General features: G+C 40.4%; 17 protein-coding genes. 7 read left to right on the top strand and 10 right to left on the bottom strand.

Features of this window, described 5'->3' with window-relative positions:
- Nucleotides 1-5: 5 nt before the first annotated feature.
- A complete protein-coding gene (locus V7K53_RS02460; protein WP_335196142.1) occupies nucleotides 6-236 on the bottom strand; it encodes a DUF1016 N-terminal domain-containing protein in 231 nt (76 codons plus the stop codon).
- A 493-nt stretch (nucleotides 237-729) separates the two neighbouring features.
- Nucleotides 730-954, bottom strand: coding sequence for a hypothetical protein (locus V7K53_RS02455; RefSeq protein WP_334842210.1), 225 nt, complete (start codon nucleotides 952-954; stop codon nucleotides 730-732).
- Nucleotides 955-1,411: 457 nt separating this feature from the next.
- Here V7K53_RS02455 and V7K53_RS02450 point away from each other — a divergent pair, with 457 nt between their 5' ends.
- From V7K53_RS02450 to V7K53_RS02435, 4 genes are all read left to right on the top strand, one after another.
- The gene (locus V7K53_RS02450) at nucleotides 1,412-2,728 is read left to right on the top strand and encodes a hypothetical protein (protein ID WP_335196070.1); all 1,317 of its coding nucleotides are present in this window, start codon (nucleotides 1,412-1,414) and stop codon (nucleotides 2,726-2,728) included.
- 649 nt (nucleotides 2,729-3,377) lie between these two features.
- Complete coding sequence (locus tag V7K53_RS02445) at nucleotides 3,378-3,572, top strand: heavy-metal-associated domain-containing protein (RefSeq protein ID WP_335196069.1); 195 nt, start codon at nucleotides 3,378-3,380, stop codon at nucleotides 3,570-3,572.
- Between the two features lie 242 nt (nucleotides 3,573-3,814).
- A complete protein-coding gene (locus V7K53_RS02440) occupies nucleotides 3,815-6,154 on the top strand; it encodes a heavy metal translocating P-type ATPase (RefSeq protein ID WP_335196068.1) in 2,340 nt (779 codons plus the stop codon).
- A 19-nt stretch (nucleotides 6,155-6,173) separates the two neighbouring features.
- Nucleotides 6,174-6,401, top strand: a complete 228-nt coding sequence (locus V7K53_RS02435) for a hypothetical protein (RefSeq protein WP_335196067.1) — start codon at nucleotides 6,174-6,176, stop codon at nucleotides 6,399-6,401.
- Nucleotides 6,402-6,407: 6 nt separating this feature from the next.
- Here the strand turns inward: V7K53_RS02435 and V7K53_RS02430 are convergent, their stop codons facing one another.
- The gene (locus V7K53_RS02430; RefSeq protein WP_335196066.1) at nucleotides 6,408-6,833 is read right to left on the bottom strand and encodes a heavy metal-responsive transcriptional regulator; all 426 of its coding nucleotides are present in this window, start codon (nucleotides 6,831-6,833) and stop codon (nucleotides 6,408-6,410) included.
- A gap of 344 nt (nucleotides 6,834-7,177) precedes the next feature.
- On the opposite strand from V7K53_RS02430, the gene V7K53_RS02425 reads away from it, so the two are divergent.
- Nucleotides 7,178-8,266: an aromatic ring-hydroxylating dioxygenase subunit alpha gene (locus V7K53_RS02425; protein WP_335196065.1), complete on the top strand. Its 1,089-nt coding sequence runs from the start codon at nucleotides 7,178-7,180 to the stop codon at nucleotides 8,264-8,266.
- A gap of 450 nt (nucleotides 8,267-8,716) precedes the next feature.
- Here the strand turns inward: V7K53_RS02425 and V7K53_RS02420 are convergent, their stop codons facing one another.
- Complete coding sequence (locus V7K53_RS02420) at nucleotides 8,717-8,896, bottom strand: hypothetical protein (RefSeq protein WP_335196064.1); 180 nt, start codon at nucleotides 8,894-8,896, stop codon at nucleotides 8,717-8,719.
- 65 nt (nucleotides 8,897-8,961) lie between these two features.
- On the opposite strand from V7K53_RS02420, the gene V7K53_RS02415 reads away from it, so the two are divergent.
- Entirely contained in the window at nucleotides 8,962-10,413 is a 1,452-nt protein-coding gene (locus tag V7K53_RS02415) for a HEAT repeat domain-containing protein (RefSeq protein ID WP_335196063.1), read from the top strand.
- 110 nt (nucleotides 10,414-10,523) lie between these two features.
- On the opposite strand, the gene V7K53_RS02410 is transcribed toward V7K53_RS02415, so the two are convergent.
- The 3 genes from V7K53_RS02410 to V7K53_RS02400 form a co-directional block, all read right to left on the bottom strand.
- Complete coding sequence (locus V7K53_RS02410; protein WP_335196062.1) at nucleotides 10,524-11,123, bottom strand: SMI1/KNR4 family protein; 600 nt, start codon at nucleotides 11,121-11,123, stop codon at nucleotides 10,524-10,526.
- A 45-nt stretch (nucleotides 11,124-11,168) separates the two neighbouring features.
- Nucleotides 11,169-11,846: a hypothetical protein gene (locus tag V7K53_RS02405; RefSeq protein ID WP_335196061.1), complete on the bottom strand. Its 678-nt coding sequence runs from the start codon at nucleotides 11,844-11,846 to the stop codon at nucleotides 11,169-11,171.
- A 95-nt stretch (nucleotides 11,847-11,941) separates the two neighbouring features.
- Nucleotides 11,942-13,936 carry a heavy metal translocating P-type ATPase gene (locus tag V7K53_RS02400; protein ID WP_335196060.1) on the bottom strand — a complete coding sequence of 665 codons (1,995 nt, stop codon included), beginning with the start codon at nucleotides 13,934-13,936 and terminating at the stop codon, nucleotides 11,942-11,944.
- A gap of 728 nt (nucleotides 13,937-14,664) precedes the next feature.
- Between V7K53_RS02400 and V7K53_RS02395 the strand changes: the two genes are divergently transcribed.
- On the top strand, nucleotides 14,665-15,045 hold the full coding sequence (locus V7K53_RS02395) for a hypothetical protein (RefSeq protein WP_335196059.1): 381 nt from the start codon (nucleotides 14,665-14,667) through the stop codon (nucleotides 15,043-15,045).
- A gap of 238 nt (nucleotides 15,046-15,283) precedes the next feature.
- On the opposite strand, the gene V7K53_RS02390 is transcribed toward V7K53_RS02395, so the two are convergent.
- From V7K53_RS02390 to V7K53_RS02380, 3 genes are all read right to left on the bottom strand, one after another.
- Nucleotides 15,284-17,959 (bottom strand): DEAD/DEAH box helicase, encoded by a 2,676-nt coding sequence (locus V7K53_RS02390; RefSeq protein ID WP_335196058.1) that lies wholly within the window; start codon nucleotides 17,957-17,959, stop codon nucleotides 15,284-15,286.
- A 134-nt stretch (nucleotides 17,960-18,093) separates the two neighbouring features.
- A complete protein-coding gene (proC, locus tag V7K53_RS02385; protein WP_335196057.1) occupies nucleotides 18,094-18,912 on the bottom strand; it encodes a pyrroline-5-carboxylate reductase in 819 nt (272 codons plus the stop codon).
- A 106-nt stretch (nucleotides 18,913-19,018) separates the two neighbouring features.
- Nucleotides 19,019-19,624 carry a cell division protein SepF gene (locus V7K53_RS02380; RefSeq protein ID WP_335196056.1) on the bottom strand — a complete coding sequence of 202 codons (606 nt, stop codon included), beginning with the start codon at nucleotides 19,622-19,624 and terminating at the stop codon, nucleotides 19,019-19,021.
- Between the last annotated feature and the right edge of the window lie 356 nt (nucleotides 19,625-19,980).

Raw genomic sequence — 19,980 nt, 5'->3', positions numbered from 1 at the left:
ACACTCTAAATTAAATCAGAATCTTTAGTTGTATTAGCATTTATTTCGCTCCGAATTTTTGCAACTTCGTTTCCTATTTCTTCTGGTGAGAACTCAGTTTTTTTGTCATGACCCCAGGCAATTAGTGCAACAACTTGTTGCACTAATTGCTCATCTGGATAAGCTTCGGCAAATGCCCGCATATACTTAAGGTTGCGAAGCGAAAAGCCTTTGTAGCCCTTTGTAAAGCTTTGGATTTATTGTCTCTAGGCATAAGAAAATATTAACGCTACTTCTATACTGCCAGCATTACGCAAAATTTTACTAACCAAATTTTTATATCAGTATTTTTGCTGCATCGACAAAAGAAGACTGTAACTTAAATTTGTCGGTATTTACACAAAAGGGAGTGGCAAAACTTCAAGATATTTTCACGTAAAATATTTTTTCGCGCTCAAAAATTAAAATTTATAAGAAGTCGTTACTTGTACCTTTGACATCAGAGTGTATAGCCTGAATAATGTTCTTACGTAAAAATCCATACTTATATAAGACTCATATTTAATTTTTGCTAAATAGACTGAGAGCAAAACCCGATCGGGCTTGATCTTAGTTAGCTTGGCTTGGAAAAATCAAATTTGATTGTTATATAAACTGGTATTAATAGGGTTGCATTATGCATTTCTCGAATTCAAGAACCAGCTTAAAAACTCGTCAAAAAAACAAGAAAATAGGTACACTTATTTTGACTCATAGCAACATTGTACTGCTTACTGGATATTTAATCACTCTACCGATTTGTACATTAATAATTTTATCCTTATTATTACCCTTATTCAGTGCTAGCTTATTTGCTTCCATTGGAAACTCGTACCACTCTACATCGATTCCTTGGATAGATAATGCATCTGAATGCGAACATACTGGCAGAAATTGGAGCGATCGCAAGTGTTGGGATAATGAACACAATCCCATGTTTTGAATGGAAATTGCAAAAAAGCTTAGGCGCAGCCCGCACTTCGGCTGCGCTCAGTGACCGTCGTAGACATTGCTCTCATCCATCCCACTGAGTAAATTCCGATCTAACTCGCTAATTGCAAAATAATCATCACTAATATGCATTTATCGCATTAATACGGATTTACAATACCTTCACAGATGCCATTCTAGATGAGGGAATAAAGATGGATAACCCCTGGTGTTGACCAGGGGCTTTTTATTTAGCTAAACGTCAACACCGGACTCAATCGCGCCACAGCATCCACCATTTCTGCCTCAACCTGCACATCAATATGAACTGTGGATACCCCCTTTTTATAGTATATAAGTACTATAAAAAGCGATCGCACCCTTGGAGCTTTTGTAAAAAGCCACGTATTGTTTTTATTTCGAGTTTAGTTGGGGAATACTAAACTAAGCACTGAATCTATATATGACCTTTTTACATAAAATTACTAAAAAATTTTCTCGTAATAACTCTCAAAATGTTTCTGGGATAAATCCATCTGTAATCAGCCAACAACCTATAGGGCTGAAGCAACCAGCAAAACCATCGCAACCAAAAACTCTAGCTGAATTAGAGCAGGAAATAGTATTACAGGGGCAGGTTAGCAGTATATCCCATCAAAAAAGACCTAGAAAAGCCAACAAAGGTATAGGTACTAAGTTGATATGGATAGCAATACTTATCGGTATTCCCGCAGGTATGGTTTGGCTGGCGAATCTGCCTTACCCAATAATTCGCCGGACTGTGGTGCAAAATGCGCCTTTTTTACTGCTACCCAGTTACATGAACATGGAACAGCACTATCGGCAGGCGTTGGCATCAATTGAGCAAGCTGAATACTTGATTAAAAAACCCACTAGTGCAGCAGATTTAGCGTTGGGTGAACAGCAACTACAACAGACAAAAACACATTTGGATAACTTGCCAGTTGGGTTAGTTAACGATTGGCCGGAATACAAATATTGGTGGTACGATTGGCGGTTCAGCGTTTACGGTCTGAATGCAGCGCGTCGTCAAGTAGGGCAACTAGAAGCCAAGGTTTTTCAGGAAAAAAACGCTCAAACCTTACTCACTGATAATAGTCAAGCATTATTGAACGCAAAACAGCAATATCAACAAGCTACAACAGTAACCGATAAAAAGTCGGCGATCGCAGCTTGGCGTTCAGCACTGGATAAGTTAGAAGAGATTCCCGGACAAACCTTAGCCGGAAAAACTGCTCAAAATCAACTAGATGCCTACAAGCGTGATTTTAAAGAAGTTGTGGGATTAGCAGCAGGAAATGAACGCGTCAGTGCTTTAATTACCGCAGCGCAACAATTTTCTTGGCAAGCTGCAAAAGCTGGTCAAAATCCACCGCACACAGTCACCGAATGGGAACAAATAGAAAATTTATGGTCAGAAGCCATTAATCGGTTAAAACAGATTTCTTCGTCAGATGTGGTAGGTTATGTGGAAGCACAAAAGTTATTAGCAACTTATGAGACTAATTTGGGTCAAGTCAAAGTAAGACGACAAGCTGAGTCTGTTTCTGTACAGGCTTTCTTCATGGCACAACGAGAAATAGAAAGCTTAATGGCTTCAATTCCCACTGACCCCAAAAATTTGAATCGCAATCGTGTAATTAGTCAGTTACACAGCATTATTAACCAATTAGAAAAGGTAGAAAAAGGTACAACTGTTTATTTAAAAGCTCAAGAGTTATTGCTATCGGCAAATAATAAATTCAAGCAACTCCAGTAAGATTTCTCAACTGTCAACAACTAACTTTATCCTTTCAGCAACAGTAAAAGCACAAAAACCATCAGTAAACGATTGATTCAATTCAAAAATTAGCAATTTTATTTATCCGCATTCTTCAACATTCCTGTCAATAATTCTGACATCTTCCACAGGTATTTATTCGTGTTTAAGTAAGTATTACAACACAGCGTAAATAAAGCACACATTCCAAATCAATGAGACGCTTAGGCCTATTCATTTTTAATTTTTAATTCCGCCTTGCGGTACTAGCTGCTGATATCACTCACTGATAACAAAAATTTATCAACCAGGGGTATAGAAGGGAAGCAACCAGCGATAAAACTGACAAATTTGCTATCAGCCATTGCCATATTGCTACTTTTAGCTCATATAACTAAGAAACTTTGGATGACAAGTGTTTTGTAGTACGTTGTATTTTTGATGGGCAACAGTTACTCAGTCAAACCAAAGTTGTAAAGAAATTTGAAGTTTAGCGAAAAACTTTTAAAAATCTCTAGACTCTCCAGCCGGCTAGAGAGTCTAGGATGAATTCAAGGCGACTCTCAACCAGAAATTTCTGATGTGTGAGGGATACGTCTCAATCATCCAGCTTGGTCTGGCTCAGTTGTTTATTTTATCCCGTAAATCTATGACTCTCCAACTCACAGTTCCCAGCATGTCTTGTTCTGTTTGTGCAAGCAAAATCACCCAAGCACTTCAGGCAGTCGATGCTAATGCTAGCATTCAGGCCGATCCAACAACCAAGCTTGTCAATGTAGAAACTCAAGCATCAGAAACAGCAATTAAGGAAGCATTAGCTGCTGCTGGTTATCCAGTTGCTTAATTTTTAGCAAGAAAGGCAAGAGGCAGTCGTTTCGACTACGCTCAACAACCAGGAGGCAGAAGGAATAATGCTCTGGAGCCTCCTGCCGCGATCGGAGCGAGCTTGTGGTTTCAATCCCCTACCAAAATGTATGATTTGGTGGCTTGGAATTAGATGGAGTTGAGAACAACAGATAATAACCTACACCTACCTCCTGCCTCTTTTTCGCTTCTCTCACACCAATCACAGGGGTTCATCTAGTTATGGATACTCTCACACTCAAACTTCGAGGCATGAGTTGTGCCGCTTGCGCCAACAATATCGAAAAGGCAATTCGCTCTGTTCCTGGGGTAATTGACTGCAACGTTAATTTTGGAGCAGAGCAAGCTACGATCAAATACGATCGCTCTCTAGCAAGTTTAGAGAAAATTCAAACTGCGATCGCAGCTGCCGGATACTCTTCTGACTCACTCCAGGAAGAATTGCTCTCTGAAGAAGATGATGCAGAGAAAGCGAGTAGGCAAGCCTTACAACGCCAACTCTCTCTCAAGGTAGCGGTAGGAGGTGTAATCAGCATTTTCCTATTTTTGGGGTCGTTCCCCATGATGACTGGGCTGAACTTACCCTTAATTCCAAGCTTCCTGCAAAATTCTTGGGTGCAGTTAGTACTGACAACCCCTGTCGTGTTCTGGTGTGGTGGATCTTTTTACCGTAATGGCTGGAAATCCCTCAAGCGCCATACGGCGACGATGGACACGCTGATTGCTTTGGGCACAAGTGCAGCGTATCTATATTCTTTATTTGTCACCGTTTTCCCAAAATTTTTTATTGCTCAGGGCTTGATTCCTCATATTTATTACGAAGTTGCCGCCATTGTCATTACCTTAATTTTGCTGGGGCGGTTGTTAGAAAATCGCGCTAGGGGAGAAACTTCTGAAGCTATCCGCAAACTCATCGGACTGCAAGCTAGAGACGCCAGAGTTATCCGTGATGGTAAAGAAATTGATGTTCCCATCGCTGAAGTCAGAATCAACGATGTGATTTTAGTGCGTCCTGGTGAAAAGATTCCGGTAGATGGCGAAGTGATTACAGGCGCTTCGACAGTAGATGAAGCGATGGTGACGGGTGAAAGTTTGCCAGTCAAAAAGCAGCCAGGAGATGAGGTGATTGGGGCGACGATTAACGGTGCGGGTGCATTTCAGTTTCGGGTGACACGAATCGGAAATGATACATTTTTGGCTCAAATCGTCAAATTAGTGCAACAAGCACAAGGTTCTAAAGCACCCATTCAGCGCTTGGCAGATCGAGTCACAGGATGGTTTGTACCAGCTGTGATTGCCATTGCGATCGCCACTTTCATCATTTGGTTTAATTTCACGGGCAACCTCACCCTAGCAACAATGACAACGGTGGGTGTACTGATTATCGCTTGTCCCTGTGCTTTGGGTTTAGCTACGCCCACTTCTGTAATGGTAGGGACAGGCAAAGGTGCGGAAAATGGCATCTTAATTAAGGGTGCGGATAGCTTAGAACTAGCGCACAAAATTCAAACTATCGTTTTAGATAAAACCGGCACTTTGACTCAAGGGAAACCTACAGTTACAGACTTTGTAACTGTCAACGGCACAGCTAACGGTAATGAACTCCAGCTTTTACAGTTAGCAGCAACGGTGGAACGAAATTCTGAACATCCTTTAGCTGAAGCGGTGGTGAAATACGCCCAGTCTCAAGAAGTGAGTTTAATAGATGCAAAGAACTTCGTAGCTAATGCAGGTAGTGGTGTCCAAGCAGTTGTTTTAAATCAGCTTGTGCAAATTGGTACACAACGCTGGTTAACAGAACTTGGAATTAACACCATGAGTCTCCAGCAGTGCAAAGATACATGGGAAGCGGCTGGTAAAACAGTTATTTTTATTGCTGTAGATGGCGAACTACAAGGAATAATGGGTATTGCTGATGCCCTAAAACCTTCGTCAGCAGCAGTGGTGAAAGCCTTGCAGAAGTTAGGTTTAGAAGTAGTAATGCTTACCGGAGATAATCGTAAAACTGCTGATGCGATCGCTCTACAAGTTGGCATTGGGCGAATCTTTGCTGAAGTGCGTCCAGATCAAAAAGCGGCGATTATCCAATCTTTGCAAGGGGAGCAGAGGGGCAGAGGTGCAGGGAAGCAGAGGAGCAGAGGAGTAAGGGGAGAGAATTCTGATAAATTCTCACTCAAAACTCAGCACTCAATTGTCGCAATGGTAGGTGATGGCATTAATGATGCGCCAGCCTTAGCACAAGCTGATGTAGGAATTGCTATTGGGACGGGAACAGATGTAGCAATCGCAGCTAGCGATATTACGCTAATTTCTGGAGATTTGCAAGGAATTGTCACAGCAATTCAACTCAGCCGCGCCACCATTAACAATATCAGGCAAAATCTCTTTTTTGCCTTTATTTACAACGTCATTGGTGTTCCTATTGCGGCGGGAATTTTGTTTCCCATCTTTGGTTGGTTACTCAATCCAATTATCGCCGGGGCGGCGATGGCTCTTTCTTCGCTGTCTGTTGTTAGCAATGCCCTCAGATTGCGTAACTTTCAACCAAAAATTAGCTCATAATTGCAGGATAATTTAGGAAATGTTCAGTCAAAAAACGCTTTGGGGAAGCCTTACAGCCTTAGTGCTGCTCGCTGGAGCATCAGGTGTAACATTAGCAGAAATGCCAGCCCACTCACCAGATCAAACTAGCCAATTTCAACGCATTGAGCAACCTTTGGGCTTGAAAGTTGGTGTTGCGATCGCAGGTTTAGCCTTAATTGGACTAGAGTTGTGGTGGTTTCTTCTCTATAAAAGTCGTGATTCCTGATTAGTGTCAGCCCTGAGAGGTGTTTTGAATAATCGGACAAATTGTCTCCTCATGATGGTCGCTGATATTCTTCCAGCCTGAAAGTAATCCCTTGATTTCAGAGCGCAAAGTTAACAGCTGATCGATTTGACGATCGATCTGCAAGACTTTATCTTCAAGCTTTTCTTTGATTTCACCACAAGGAGTTTGCCCTTGGTCATAAACCTGAAGAATATTACCAATCTCTTCTAGGCTAAGACCAAGATTTTGTGCCCTTTTAATGAATGCTAAACGAGTTAGCACATCCAATGAAAACTGGCGAAAGCCTCCCTCGGTTCGTCTCAATGAATTGATTAAACCTAAACTCTCGTAATAACGAATTGTCCTGATGGGTATTCCAGTTAAATCTGTTACCTGACCAATTAAAAGTAGTTTTTTATCTTGAGTTAACATGGTAGATTTTCCCAAGTATCGTAATTATTATTACATATTTTACTAAATTCAAGTGGTTTGAGAGTTCAGTCAAATCTGAGCATCAGTATTGGAACTTTTTATCTACTTAGAGATTTTACTAAGTTGTAAATTTTCAAATATACATTATAAATTAGTTTTTGGAATTTCGCTGATATAAAATTGGCATAACTTTTACATTTTTAATAATATTTATTCAAAATTTTACCTGATGATTTTTATTCATTTATGGGGTAGCTGTTTCTCATGGTACTGAAAGTAACTGTTTTTTTGAAGTTTCCATGTTACTTCTAGATCAACTGCTTCACTTCAAGTGAAACCATAAAATGAATCTCAACTCGCAGACTTCTAGCTCAATCCGTAAACCTAAAATTTTCAATAATCCAGAGCGTTTTATTGAGGGATGGTATTGGGTAATACCCTCTCAAAATCTGCGGGTGGGTGAAGTAAAACCTGTCACGATTTTGGGTAGAGAATTAGTAATTTACCGTGGGAAAGATAAAAGAGTAGTTATCTTAGATGCCTACTGTCCACACATGGGCGCTCACCTTGCTGAAGGCAAAGTTGAGGGTAATGCACTACGTTGTTTTTTCCACCACTGGAAGTTTGATGCTGAGGGTATGTGTATTGATATCCCATGTTTAGATGTACCACCTGCCCTAAAGTTACAAACTTGGCCTACTGCTGAAAAATATGGGATGATTTGGGTTTGGACTGGAGAAATACCACAACAACCTCTACCTTTTGTTCCAGAGTTAGAACAAAAAGAGTGTGATGTAGCAATCCATTCCCACTTTTTGCTGAACTGTCATCCCAATGTGGTGATGATTAATGCGATTGATGCTCAACACCTCAATACAGTTCACAAATTGCCACTAGAAATTATTTTTGAAAGACACGAACTGAACGAGAATGCGATTATCTTCAGTAATACTACACCCATCAAAGACAATTTCTTTTTGATTAAGCTCATTCGTCTTTTCTACAAAAATGTCATAACTTACAGTATTTGCTATTGGTACGGTAGCATTGGCATTGTGACACTTGGCCCTGATTTCTTCCATGTCCACATGATGGTTACAGTTCGCCTCCACGAAGGGGGAAAAACTGAAGGCCAAGTTCTGTTGATGACTAAAAAACGTAAAGGAATTTTTGGTTGGTTATGCAATCGAGTTGTGCTATGGCTGACTAAGATTACAGCTAAGTACTTTCTCATGGGTGACATCAAGATTCTTCAAACAATTCAGTTTGATTTGAAAACTCCCATCAAAGCAGACCACTCAATCATGCAGTTTATTAACCATGTTGAAAAACAGCAATCCCTAATTTGGGGGACTTGGAAAGAAATGCGATCGCGCGATGTGGAGAGCAAGCCCAGGCGTGAGAGATGGCAAGATACAATGAGCAATGACTAACATCATATCTATATGACCAAAATTCCGTCAGACTGCTTGGCCAATTAAATGCACACGGTATCATAACTATTGTCAACAATCTTTGCAAGAAATGAAGTGTTTGTAGGGGCGTATAGATGTACGTCTCTACTAATGTATGTCTAGCAGATATTTTGTGAAATAGTATAACAATTAATAAAGGTTAAAAGTTCAACAAAATTACTTTTAACTTTTAATCAATTTTTTACTGGACTAGTAGATAAATAAAAAGAAGTGGCAAAGCCACTTCCTAATTCCCAGGTAGAACCTAAGTTATGAGTATAACCACTACAAAAAATTGAAATAGTATAAACAAACACTAATTAACTGAATATATCTATTTTCCTTGTTTCTAGGTGAGTAAATTCTGATTTATATGCACTAAATAACTGTATATTTACATAAGTCTCATGATTTTAATGCAGACTCAAGTTAGTCGAGTTCATCGTTAAGATGTGTCAGTTTTGTCTCTTCATCAAGAAGTTGCTGTTCTAATTGAAACTTGACTGCCGTACCAGCCTCAATAGCCAAAGCTTTCTTGATCTGCTTAAACTTCTCGCTGCGGATATCAAATTCTGCCTGAAGTGCGTCTAGTTTTTGTTGCGATCGCACTGTAAAAATGCCATTATTTACACAGATTTAGAATATTGGTTACAAGGTAATATTTATGAAAACCAATGAGCAACCAGCAAGAGCAAGACAATATTAATTTTTTAATCAAACAATTAGACACAAGTCAGGATAACTCAGTTCTCAAACAAGTTGCTGAACGTTTGGGGTTTTTGGGGGCTAGTAATGCAGATGTAATTAATGCCTTAATTAACCTAGTATACACCACGCAAGATGAACCTACGCGCTGGGTAGGAATTCAAAGCTTAGGCAAAATTGGTACTGATAACAATGATGTTATTCAAACACTAATTAAGCAACTCAGTACTGTTCAGCCACCTACCTGTAGGGTAATAGCACAGAACCTAGCGAAAATTGCTGTTTGTAACGAACAGGCAATTACGACTCTGGCTAACCTAGCACGTAGCAGCTCTGATGAAGTAACTCGCGAAGCCATTGCTTATACCTTGGGGTACATCGGTAAAAGTAGCCAGGATGCAATTCAAACTTTGATTTATTTAATACACAATAGTTCTTATGATTATGTTCGCCAAACTTCTGCTAAGAGCTTAAAACGCATTGAGGATACTAGTCAAGATACTATCAATGCCATAGTTGAAACTGCGAGGACTGCACAAGAATATCGTACTCGCTGTACAGCATTATCAATTTTAGAACAAATTGCAGTGGGAAATACTGATGCAATTAATAAATTAACAGAAATGTTATTATCTGGTAATTATGAGCCTATTACAAACTATCAAAAACATCATGGTCAGCGATTAATTGCTCAAACTATCGCAAAAATTGATTATAAAACTATAATTAGGTTGGCAGAGAACAACCGTAGCCAAGAGTTGATTTTCATATTAGCGGAGAGTTTAGGTTATGTTAAGGTTGGAAATTTAGACGCAATTAATGCATTAATTAAACTATTACATCTGCCTCAGTATGAAATAGCTATATCAGCAATTGTTTACAGCTTAGAAAAGATTGCTATTGGTAATCCAGATGTAATTACAGTTTTAATTGAAGTACTTCCAAGAACACATACTTTAATACGTCCTGCGGTTATTAGAGGTTTAAGTACGATTGGTGTCAATAACCAGATTGTTCTTCGTACTTTAATTAATTTAGCTTATAATGTTCAGGATTTAGAAGAACGCCGCGCTATAGCTAAAGCCTTCGGGAAAATGACAATTACTAGTTCAGAGGCTGTTGATGCTTTAATTTATTTAATGCGTATTTGTGACGATCGTTATTTTTGGCGCCTTGCAACTGAAACTCTCCAAAAAATAGGTATTAGTAATAATAATGCTATTACCACATTAATTGAACTACTACCAACACTTAAAAGTGTTGATTATTGGGATGCCGTTGTTAAGACGTTAGCAGAAATTGGAGTGGGAAATTCGGCTGCAATTGCTGCTCTTACAGAAACCCTTTCTACCTGCCAAGATGATAATCATCGGCGTTTTTTGACTGGTTTATTAGAAAATATGAGAGAAAATCAATCTTAATAACTAATCGTTCCCAGATGTTTTTAGTTCTTGAATATCAGATATCTGTAATTTTAATTATTTACCATTTTACGATTATTGAGATATTCTATAAATTTGAATATTCCAATCTATCCAAGAATTTCTGGGTCGTTTAATATTTTCTCCATCATTTCACCAAATGAGCGATAACGCTGTGCGCCAAATGAAGCAGTTGAAAAACTACAAAACCAAGCTTCCCATTCACCATCTATTGCAACAATCTGAGGATTCAGTAAAAATATCATACCCATATCTTCACTGCTTATTTCCAATGCTGTTTGTAGATACTCTGGTCGGGATATGACATCATATTGCTCATCGCCATAAACAAAATACTCTTCATCTGTTAATGGTGATTCAGACCAAGTTTCCATTAATTCATCTACCCAATCTTGGTGATCAGGAGCATACCATACAATATCTTCAGTTCCACAAAACTCTAGACCATATTCTGATATAGAACGCAACCCATTAGAAGCTTTCAGAAACTCCCGGTAAGAAGGTGGAAAAGTTACATTTAAACGAGCTTCAGTAGCAACTATTTCCTCCTCAGTTGCACCAGGATAACCTAAGTAGCCAGATTTGCGAATTTCTGGGGATAAATCTTCTTCATAATAATATTCAAGAAATATTTCTATTCGTTTTTGACTCCATTCTCTAATACGGTTTTCCCAGTGAGTTTTTTTCATTCTTTGTAATACTTTCAGAAAGCTAAACTGATGTTTAACATACTATTATTCACTTGAATTCAATACAACGATAATTTCTGTAAGCCTAATTCCTAAAGGTTTCCAGTGGGGATTGCTGGAGGAAAAAGTACCATCCCCTGACACTGCTTGGTAGTCATTGGGAAACTTTTCAGAAGCATTGGGAGCAGCGTCTACTCGGAAAATGATTTTACCTTGATAACGGGATAATTTACTACTATCTAACAAAATCGTGCCACCGTAATCCCAACCCAATCCATAAAGTTTAAAATTACCTAATTTTTTACGTAATTCGCTCAAAGGGGTTCCCACTCCAATACCTTCGCGGGTTTTCCAAGCTGAACCCAGGTTACGCACATCTAGGGGTTTGGTACGAGTATTATCACTCCAAACTACCAAGAGCGATCGCCCCTGATTTAGATTTACCTGAGTAGCTGCAAAACTACCGATTCCTTCAGCACCAGAGATAGTTTTATCAACGAGGTGGGATGCACCAAACAGCTTGACTAAATCTCGCTTGGTGGTTTTGCGTGTTATCGGCCCTACTCTTTCCCCAGGAACAATTAAGGTGTCTGTTAATGGTTGCGATTTAGCAACAGTAACTGGATGATTGATTTTCTGGGGTAGTGCAAAGGCTGGGTTTGCTGAATAGTTTAGCAGTAAAGCTAAAGTAGCTGTAGCAATCCCTTTGATTGATGAATTCATAGGTTTTACTATTGGGTAGCAGAATATGGGTGAGAAGTACTCATAGTTTAACTACTACAATTTCCCAATTACAGATTCCCAATTTTCCCAAAATTTTATTTCATGGCTCTAGTTGCGTTTAAAATTGCCAACATTGCTACTCCGACATCAGCAAATACAGCTTCCCACATTGTCGCTATCCCGAAAATACCCAATCCAATAAATACACCTTTAATTGCTAACGCAAACCCAATATTTTGCCAAACAATTGTGCGAGTTTTTCTAGCGATTTGGATTGCTTCTGCCACTTTAGATGGTGCATCTGTCACGATTACAATATCAGCAGTTTCGATCGCTGCATCTGAGCCTAATCCACCCATTGCCATACCAACATCTGCTCTAGCAATCACTGGGGCATCATTAATGCCATCTCCAACAAAGGCAACTTTACCATGCTTACCAGCAGTGCTGAGTAACTTCTCAATGGCATTAACTTTTTCTTCAGGTAACAACTCTGCTTCATAGGTATCTATGCCAAGCTGTTCAGCAATCCGGGAAGCGATCGCTTGGTTATCTCCTGTCAACATTACTGTTCTCTCTACACCCATTCGCTTGAGTGCTTGAATAGCAAGTCTTGCATCTTCTTTGAGTTCATCAGCAATCACAATATATCCAGCGTAAATATTATCCACTGCTAGGTGAATAACTGTTCCCTCTAACTGGCAATTATCATGAGCAATTTTCTCTCTATGTAATAGGCGATCGCTTCCTGCTATCACTACCCTATTTTCAATCTTGGCTCTAATTCCATAGCCTGCTATTTCTTTATAATCTCCAATCTCAAATTCATCAATTTTTCCACCATAAGCCTTGCAGATCGATTGAGCGATGGGATGATTTGAGTGCGATTCTACTTTGGCGGCTAATAGCAGCAGTTCTTGTTCATTCCAGGCATTTAATGGGACTATTTTTACTACTTTGAATACTCCTTTAGTTAACGTTCCAGTTTTATCAAAAACAACTGTATTAACTGCATTTAAAGTATCTAAAAAAGTAGAGCCTTTAACCAAAATGCCACGTTTAGCTGCACCTCCCACACCTCCAAAGTAACCTAATGGAATACTGATAACGAGTCCACACGGACAGGAAATAACTAGTAAAATCAGCGCACGATAAACCCATTCGGAAGAAGTTGCACCCGAAATGAATAAAGGAGGTAATATTGCAACTGCTAGAGATGTAAAAACTACGATTGGTGTATAATATCGGGCAAATTTAGTAATAAACTTTTCTGTTGCTGCTTTTTTGCTTTTGGCATTTTGCACCAAGTCTAAAATCTTGGCAATGGAAGATTCATCAAATAGTTTTGTGACTCTAATGACGAGCGCACCTATTTTATTGATCGTTCCAGCAAAAACTGTTTCTCCAATTCTTACCGTTCGTGGTACAGATTCTCCAGTTAATGCAGATGTATCAACTTGCGAATTACCATCTATAATTTCGCCATCTAAGGGAATCTTTTCTCCAGGCTTGACAACGATAATGTCGTCAATATTTACTGTTTCTGGTGATACTTTCTTGAGTTCTCCCTCTACTTGAATATTTGCATAATCTGGGCGGATTTCCAATAATGATTTGATCGAATTGCGAGAACGACTGACGGCAATATCTTGGAACAATTCTCCAATTTTATAAAATAACATGACTCCGACAGCTTCGGGTAATTTATGAATTGCGATCGCTCCTAATGTTGCTACCGTCATTAAAAATGTTTCATCAAATACTCTACCTCTGACTATATTGCGTCCAGCAGTTTTTAAAACACTCCATCCACTTAATAAATAAGCAGGAATGAAAAGCAGGTATTCTCCAATTGAGTAGAATGTATTGTGTAATTGATTTTCAAAAATTACACCAGGTGCATATAAACTTAAAATTGCTACCAAAGGCAATATCTCATTTTTGAGATTGAATTCTCCACCGTGTTCGTGATTGTGGTCATGGTTATGATTCTCATCATGATTGTGATTATGAACATGGTTATGATTCTCGTGATGGTCATGTTCACAGCTGCAACAATCTGAAGATTCCGAATGTACTTTCTGCTTCATTTTTTCTATGTAGGCTAGTAAATTATTTGAGATATGAGCCTTTTTTTAAATGTAATGAAAAAAAGAAGTTTTTACAAGTTGATATTTTAAGAACGAGAATCTATCTCAATCTGTTTCGGTTAAGGTTTTTGATGAAAATTCTAGATCCCTAAAGAGGCGATTTATCGCCGTCAAGATGAGAGACTGATTATTGTAGAGACGGCGATTTATCGCGTCTCTTGTCTTAACCGAACAGTAAGTATTAGAATCTATCTCGAATTTATTGCTAAATACATCAACTATCTTTTGATTAAGATTAAGATTTTTAATCAAAAAATAGCTATAGTGGCTTTGAATTGTCTAGAATTTTGTAAAATATAACTTTTGTTCGTAGTGAGCTATTTATCGCCCTGTATAAAAATTTAAAAATTTCAAGGGCTAAAGGCGCAGATTACTAACTCTAATTTAATTAAGCTTTTATACTTGCATCAAGCAAATAATCACCATCGTAGGAATATACAACGGATTTAAATTTGCTGAATTACATAACGTTACGTCTAAAAGCTAGATATCAAGCCTGTTTGATTGTTGAATTACCATATAGTAGATAATTTACGATCCAACTGGTGAAGAGATGGAACTTTCTTGAGTAACAAGTGTCTATCTAGCTATTCTCAGGGAAAATTCACTTGAAGTTTGAAAGTTAATCGAATACCCTAATCTAGTAGACAATTTTCTCAAGGAAATCTATGAACAAAAAAATTCTTCTGAATTTGCTTTCCAGTTCCTCAATTTTTGTGTCGATGATGTCTACGCTGGTGGCATTTCACCCTGCCCATGCTAGTGGTAGCATTACACAGCGATTACTGCACACACAAGACGGTCGTACCTGTATCACTAACCCACATGGTGGACAAGATTTTGTGTGCATTCGAGATTCAGAGAGAAAACGTCCGTATACCTCTAAAAGTTCCTCAACAATTGTCACATCAGTATCAGATAAGAATATTGCGATGTTGAACTTTACTGAAGAGGAAAGCGATGCTGCAATTAGAGTATTTGGCTGCGACTGTCCATTATGTATAAATTCTTTGCGTCAGTTGCAGGGTACTGGAAACTTGGTGTACTAAGATTGAATAGCGCTGATAGCGACTATAACTTTTGTTAGATACACGCCATCAACACGTATAAAAGATATCCGAAACCAAAAAAGCATTTTTAACTAAGTACCACTACTATTATTTGGTAATATGTAAGTTCATTGCTGGGGCAATTCATGAATTGCCCCAACAGCAGCTATTTTTGCAGAAGTACTGAGAGAAAAAGACGCACAGAAATTATTAGATACTCTATGTGTGTCAGAGTTATTTATTCAACCACCTCATTCACAGGAAATCTATCAATCAGCTGCATCGCCCGATAGGCATTACGCAAGAAAGAGTCTTGTAAATGGGGAATGTGGGGTATCTGCGACAATAAATCCAATGTCCGGCGTAAAATTCTCACCACATCGCCTTCATCCAAGGTAGTGTTCTCGCAGAGTTCTGTCCACTCCATTCCCAGCGCCCATTGTTCGACTATGGCAATTAACTCAAATTCCAACCATATCGGCAGCGCTACGTTATACCGCCGTTGTCGTTGGAACATTTGGTGGCGAATTCCCCGCAATTTTTTCAAGGCTTCTGCTACTTCATTACTAAGGTCAAAGTTAACCTTGCTATCTGGACGGGGCGTTTCCATCACTAAAGCCGCTGCTGCTGCTGCTAAATGATGTGGGTCTAAGTTGTCCAATTCACCACTAGCGAATACTAAACCCAGCCACAATTCGTTTTCCCCTCGAATGGCGGCAGCGATTTGCCCTAATTGTGTGGGGACTAAGTTATCCAAAGCCTCAAAGTGTTGCAGAATAGCGATTAAATTGAGAAATTCTTCCCAATGACGTTGTGACTGTTGCTCTACTTGCCCTTGCAACTGTTCGAGTTCCGCTTCTAGTTCTACATAGCGGGCCCGACGTTTGAAAAGCGTTGCAGCATTGCCTGATTGATGTAGGGGATGAGCTTCTAATTGCTCTTGAACAGCGGTAACTTTACTGAGTTGTTCTGCTACTTCTGGTGCTAGATGCAAAGATTCTATCGGATTAGGAATACGCACAGCGATCGCAAAGCTTTCTTCGTTACCACGGCGCGATTGTCCCGGCTTTAAAGGCATTTCTGGCGGTGGTAGTACATCAGGCGGCACTTCAATTCGCGGTAGTTCGGCATACAAATCGACTACATCCCCTGTGGTTGCCACATACCAGCGGTTATCGTGCCCCAAGCATACCAAGTAAGGAGCTTGACCAGAACCAGGCGATTTACCCACCAAAACTGCGGTTACGGGTGAAGATACTGTGATATTTTTGCCCTTGAGACTCAACAGAGTTCCTGACACTGCAAAACCCAACATCATCACCAATTCTTCTTGGCGATCTTCTTGTGCTTGCTCTTGCAAGGTTTTCAATATCTGGCGTTCTACCTTCAGGCGTTGCCGCAATTTTTCATAAATAGCCAGTTCATTTTCATCAACTGCGGCTATTTGCTCATGTAATTGAGCTAATTGCGTTTGCAACTCGGCAATCTCATCGTATTCTGGCCGTAAATGCAAGGTCGCCATGTACTGCCCAAAACTGCGCTCTATCAGTTCCCTGGTTTGCTCTAGGGTGTGGGTTTGCAGCAAGTTGAGTACCATGCCATAACTGGGCGTAAACTGGCTTACTAGAGGGTCTGGCTTGGATGTTCCCAAATACGCCGCTTCTTTGGCTCCTTCAAAGGGAGTTTGGACTGTCACCACATGACCTTGCTTATCCATCCCCCGGCGGCCTGCTCGTCCCGCCATTTGCAAAAATTCGGAAGCGTTTAATAGGCGATGTCCGGTGTCAGTCCGCTTGGAAAGGGTAGAAATTACCGTTGTCCGGGCGGGCATATTAATTCCCGCAGCTAGTGTCTCAGTGGCGAATACGACTTTAATCAGCCCTTGCTGAAATAGTTCTTCTACCAGTGCTTTCCAAGCAGGTAAAATCCCAGCGTGGTGAGCAGCAATTCCCCGATACAAGGGTGCAATTTGTCCAGAACGTCCGGCTTCGGGATTGCGGGCTAAAAAGTCATCAATTTGTTGCCGCAAAATCTGAGACTCTTCATTATTTACCAGCCATAAATCACCCACTTCTGCCACCGCTTTATCACATCCCCGGCGGCTGAAGATAAAATAAATCGCTGGTAGCATATCCCGTTGCTCTAACTGGCTCAAGGTAAAAATTATACCCGGAGCTTCCGGTCTACCATTTCTTCCCCTATCTCTTTCTCCCCCTTTCCCCTTCTTCTTCTGAAGTCGCGGGTTAATTTTGGTTTTGCTATCATTCAGCAGGGGAAATAACCCTTTAGGATTGCAAAAGTGAAATTCTAAGGGAACTGGGCGAAAATCGGAGTAAATCAGGTCTGTTGGGCCGTGAACGCGATTTAGCCAATCGGTGAGTTGATCGCTATTGGCAACCGTTGCTGAGAGGGCTGCCAGTTGCACTTCACGGGGACAATAGATAATTGATTCTTCCCAAACAGTACCGCGCTGGCGATCGTTCATATAGTGGCACTCATCAAGTATCACCGCTTCCACGTCTACTAATGAGATGCCGATTTGCCCAATGGGTGTGCCATAGAGCATATTTCGGAAAATTTCTGTGGTCATCACCAAAATCGGTGCATCTCTGTTAATGGAAGCATCTCCAGTTAACAGCCCGACTCGATCGAACCCGAATTTTTCTCGAAAGTCACGTAATTTTTGATTTGACAGCGCCTTCAGGGGAGTAGTATAAAATACACGCTTTCCTCGCGCTAGGGCGCGATAAATGGCGTATTCCCCGACTAATGTTTTGCCTGAACCTGTGGGGGCACATACGACTACGGAGCGCCCAGCGTTCAGGGACGCGATCGCTTCTTTTTGAAACTGATCCAGATCAAAGGGGAATATAGTCCCTAAGTCAAGTTCTGGAGACGGTGCAGGATAATTCACTCAATCACATTTGCAACCAGATTGTTTACTATACTAACGAGTCTTTTGTCAACTTCGTTATTAGTCATTTGTCATTGGTCATTAGTCATTAGTTTTTCACGAAAGATAAAGGACAAATGACAAAGGACTCTTTATTATTTTCCCAGCTCTTGCGATCGCTCTGTGGCAGCTTTGACTGCTTCAATTAAAGCGGAACGAAATCCTGCCTGTTCTAGCTTGGCAATCCCGGCAATGGTTGTACCACCGGGACTGGTAACGCGATCTTTGAGTTCTGCTGGGTGTATTTTGGTTTCCTGCAACAGTTTTGCTGTTCCCAGTACGGTTTGCAAGGCTAGTTGATTGGCAATTGCTCTAGGTAAACCTGCGGCTACTCCGCCATCTGCAAGTGCTTCTACCATGAGCGCCACGTAAGCGGGGCCGCTACCAGATAGCCCTGTAACTGCATCCATCAGCCCTTCTGAAACTTCCACAACTTCACCCACAGCAGAAAAAACTTGCTGTGCTATTTGGTGATGCTTGGCATTAGTATATGCACCTAAACAAATCGCCGTAACTCCTGCTCCCACCGTTGCCGGGGTGTTGGGCATTGCTCTAACCACTGGCAATTGCACAAATGCAGCTTCTAACTGACTTAAGGGCACACCCGCCAAAATAGAAATGATTAGAGGTGTATGTTCTCTATTAAGAATATCAATATCTGCTAATTCTTGAGCGATCGCACTAAATACCTGCGGTTTCACTGCCAAAAATAGAACTTCTTTTGCTTCGGTGAAAACCTGGCTATTATCTGTCGTTACAGCAACACCGTATTGCTGCTTTAAAAAATCTAGGCGTGAAGATAGCGGTTCGCTAACTATGACTTCTGATGATTGATAAATTCTACGCGCGATAAGGCGGGATAAGAGTGCTTCTCCCATTACCCCACCACCAATTAAGCCAAATTTTATAGTCATTAATCATTAGTCACTGGTCATTAGTCATTAGTAGTTTGTCATTTGTCACCATGAGCAAAACCCAGGACAAATGACAAAGGACAAAGGACTAAATACTAATTTAACTTTATTGTGCCATCCGGTTAGTTTCGTTGCCCCAGGTTTGATTTGGAGTACCTGTTGTCGGACGGGAAGGACGTACTGGTGGTTGTGGTACTTCATGAAGAACGCCACCTTGGGTACTAACTTGGACACAACTTGGTGTAAACAAAAAGATGCTCTCTCCGATGCGCTCTTGATGTCCATCTAATGCGTAAGTACCACCTGCAACAAAATCTACTGCTCGTTGAGCTTGATCTGGGTCCATGATTGTCAGATTTAATACCACTGACTTGCGTTCGCGCAACGCTTGAATTGCCTGGGGCATTTCTTCAAAAGTGCGTGGTTCGAGTACTAAAACTTCCGAAATTCCGTTAATTGCTCCTGGCATACCAATCACATTCCCCATTGGCTTTGAACCTGCTGTCATATCATCTCCCATTGTAGGCACTGGTTCCCGCCAGCGTCGATTTTGAGCGGCTGGATTCTCTTGTGGTGCTGGCTGGGGATTTTCTTGCTGATACAGATTTTGGTAATTATTATTATCTGTTTCTGGCTCTTCTTCGTAATACTCGTATTCCACTTGCTCATTTAGACCCACAAAGTCTCTGAGTTTGGAAAAAATGTTGTTCATTGTGTGTGTACTCTCCTGGTGCGAATAGCCTGTATTGACTTGGCTGAGGATTGATTGAGTTAAGAGCGGTCGCTACATCGGTGGATACTTCAGCAACTGTATTGCTAGTTGTAGCCCATACTACGGGTTTTGGCGATGAACTGACACTTATTGGAAAGGTCTGTGCATCGCCTAAACATAATAATGAGTAAAGATTATATCCTACGGTTTATCCGAAGGAAACTTCTTTATACCCCATTTTCTCTTGGCGATTGCTCTTGTCAATACTATATCCTTTGTTTCCGATTGCACCAGTCTGTTACAAAATTCTTGTCATCAAATCCTTAGCTTCTATTAATACTGCCCTGCAAGGCTGA

Source organism: Nostoc sp. (genome assembly GCF_036917355.1).
Lineage (GTDB): Bacteria > Cyanobacteriota > Cyanobacteriia > Cyanobacteriales > Nostocaceae > Nostoc.
The sequence above is the reverse complement of the archived record's forward strand: the minus strand, read 5'-3'. Positions and strand labels throughout refer to the sequence as shown.

What these genes read in the sequence shown, in the direction of transcription:
- V7K53_RS02450 (WP_335196070.1), top strand. Translation starts at nt 1,412, where the DNA reads ATGACCTTTTTACATAAAATTACTAAAAAATTTTCTCGTAATAACTCT.
- V7K53_RS02445 (WP_335196069.1), top strand. Translation starts at nt 3,378, where the DNA reads ATGACTCTCCAACTCACAGTTCCCAGCATGTCTTGTTCTGTTTGTGCA.
- V7K53_RS02430 (WP_335196066.1), bottom strand. Translation starts at nt 6,833, where the DNA reads ATGTTAACTCAAGATAAAAAACTACTTTTAATTGGTCAGGTAACAGAT.
- V7K53_RS02395 (WP_335196059.1), top strand. Translation starts at nt 14,665, where the DNA reads ATGAACAAAAAAATTCTTCTGAATTTGCTTTCCAGTTCCTCAATTTTT.
- V7K53_RS02380 (WP_335196056.1), bottom strand. Translation starts at nt 19,624, where the DNA reads ATGAACAACATTTTTTCCAAACTCAGAGACTTTGTGGGTCTAAATGAG.
- V7K53_RS02440 (WP_335196068.1), top strand. Translation starts at nt 3,815, where the DNA reads ATGGATACTCTCACACTCAAACTTCGAGGCATGAGTTGTGCCGCTTGC.
- V7K53_RS02435 (WP_335196067.1), top strand. Translation starts at nt 6,174, where the DNA reads ATGTTCAGTCAAAAAACGCTTTGGGGAAGCCTTACAGCCTTAGTGCTG.
- V7K53_RS02455 (WP_334842210.1), bottom strand. Translation starts at nt 954, where the DNA reads ATGGGATTGTGTTCATTATCCCAACACTTGCGATCGCTCCAATTTCTG.
- V7K53_RS02425 (WP_335196065.1), top strand. Translation starts at nt 7,178, where the DNA reads ATGAATCTCAACTCGCAGACTTCTAGCTCAATCCGTAAACCTAAAATT.
- V7K53_RS02415 (WP_335196063.1), top strand. Translation starts at nt 8,962, where the DNA reads ATGAGCAACCAGCAAGAGCAAGACAATATTAATTTTTTAATCAAACAA.
- proC (WP_335196057.1), bottom strand. Translation starts at nt 18,912, where the DNA reads ATGACTATAAAATTTGGCTTAATTGGTGGTGGGGTAATGGGAGAAGCA.
- V7K53_RS02405 (WP_335196061.1), bottom strand. Translation starts at nt 11,846, where the DNA reads ATGAATTCATCAATCAAAGGGATTGCTACAGCTACTTTAGCTTTACTG.
- V7K53_RS02400 (WP_335196060.1), bottom strand. Translation starts at nt 13,936, where the DNA reads ATGAAGCAGAAAGTACATTCGGAATCTTCAGATTGTTGCAGCTGTGAA.
- V7K53_RS02410 (WP_335196062.1), bottom strand. Translation starts at nt 11,123, where the DNA reads ATGAAAAAAACTCACTGGGAAAACCGTATTAGAGAATGGAGTCAAAAA.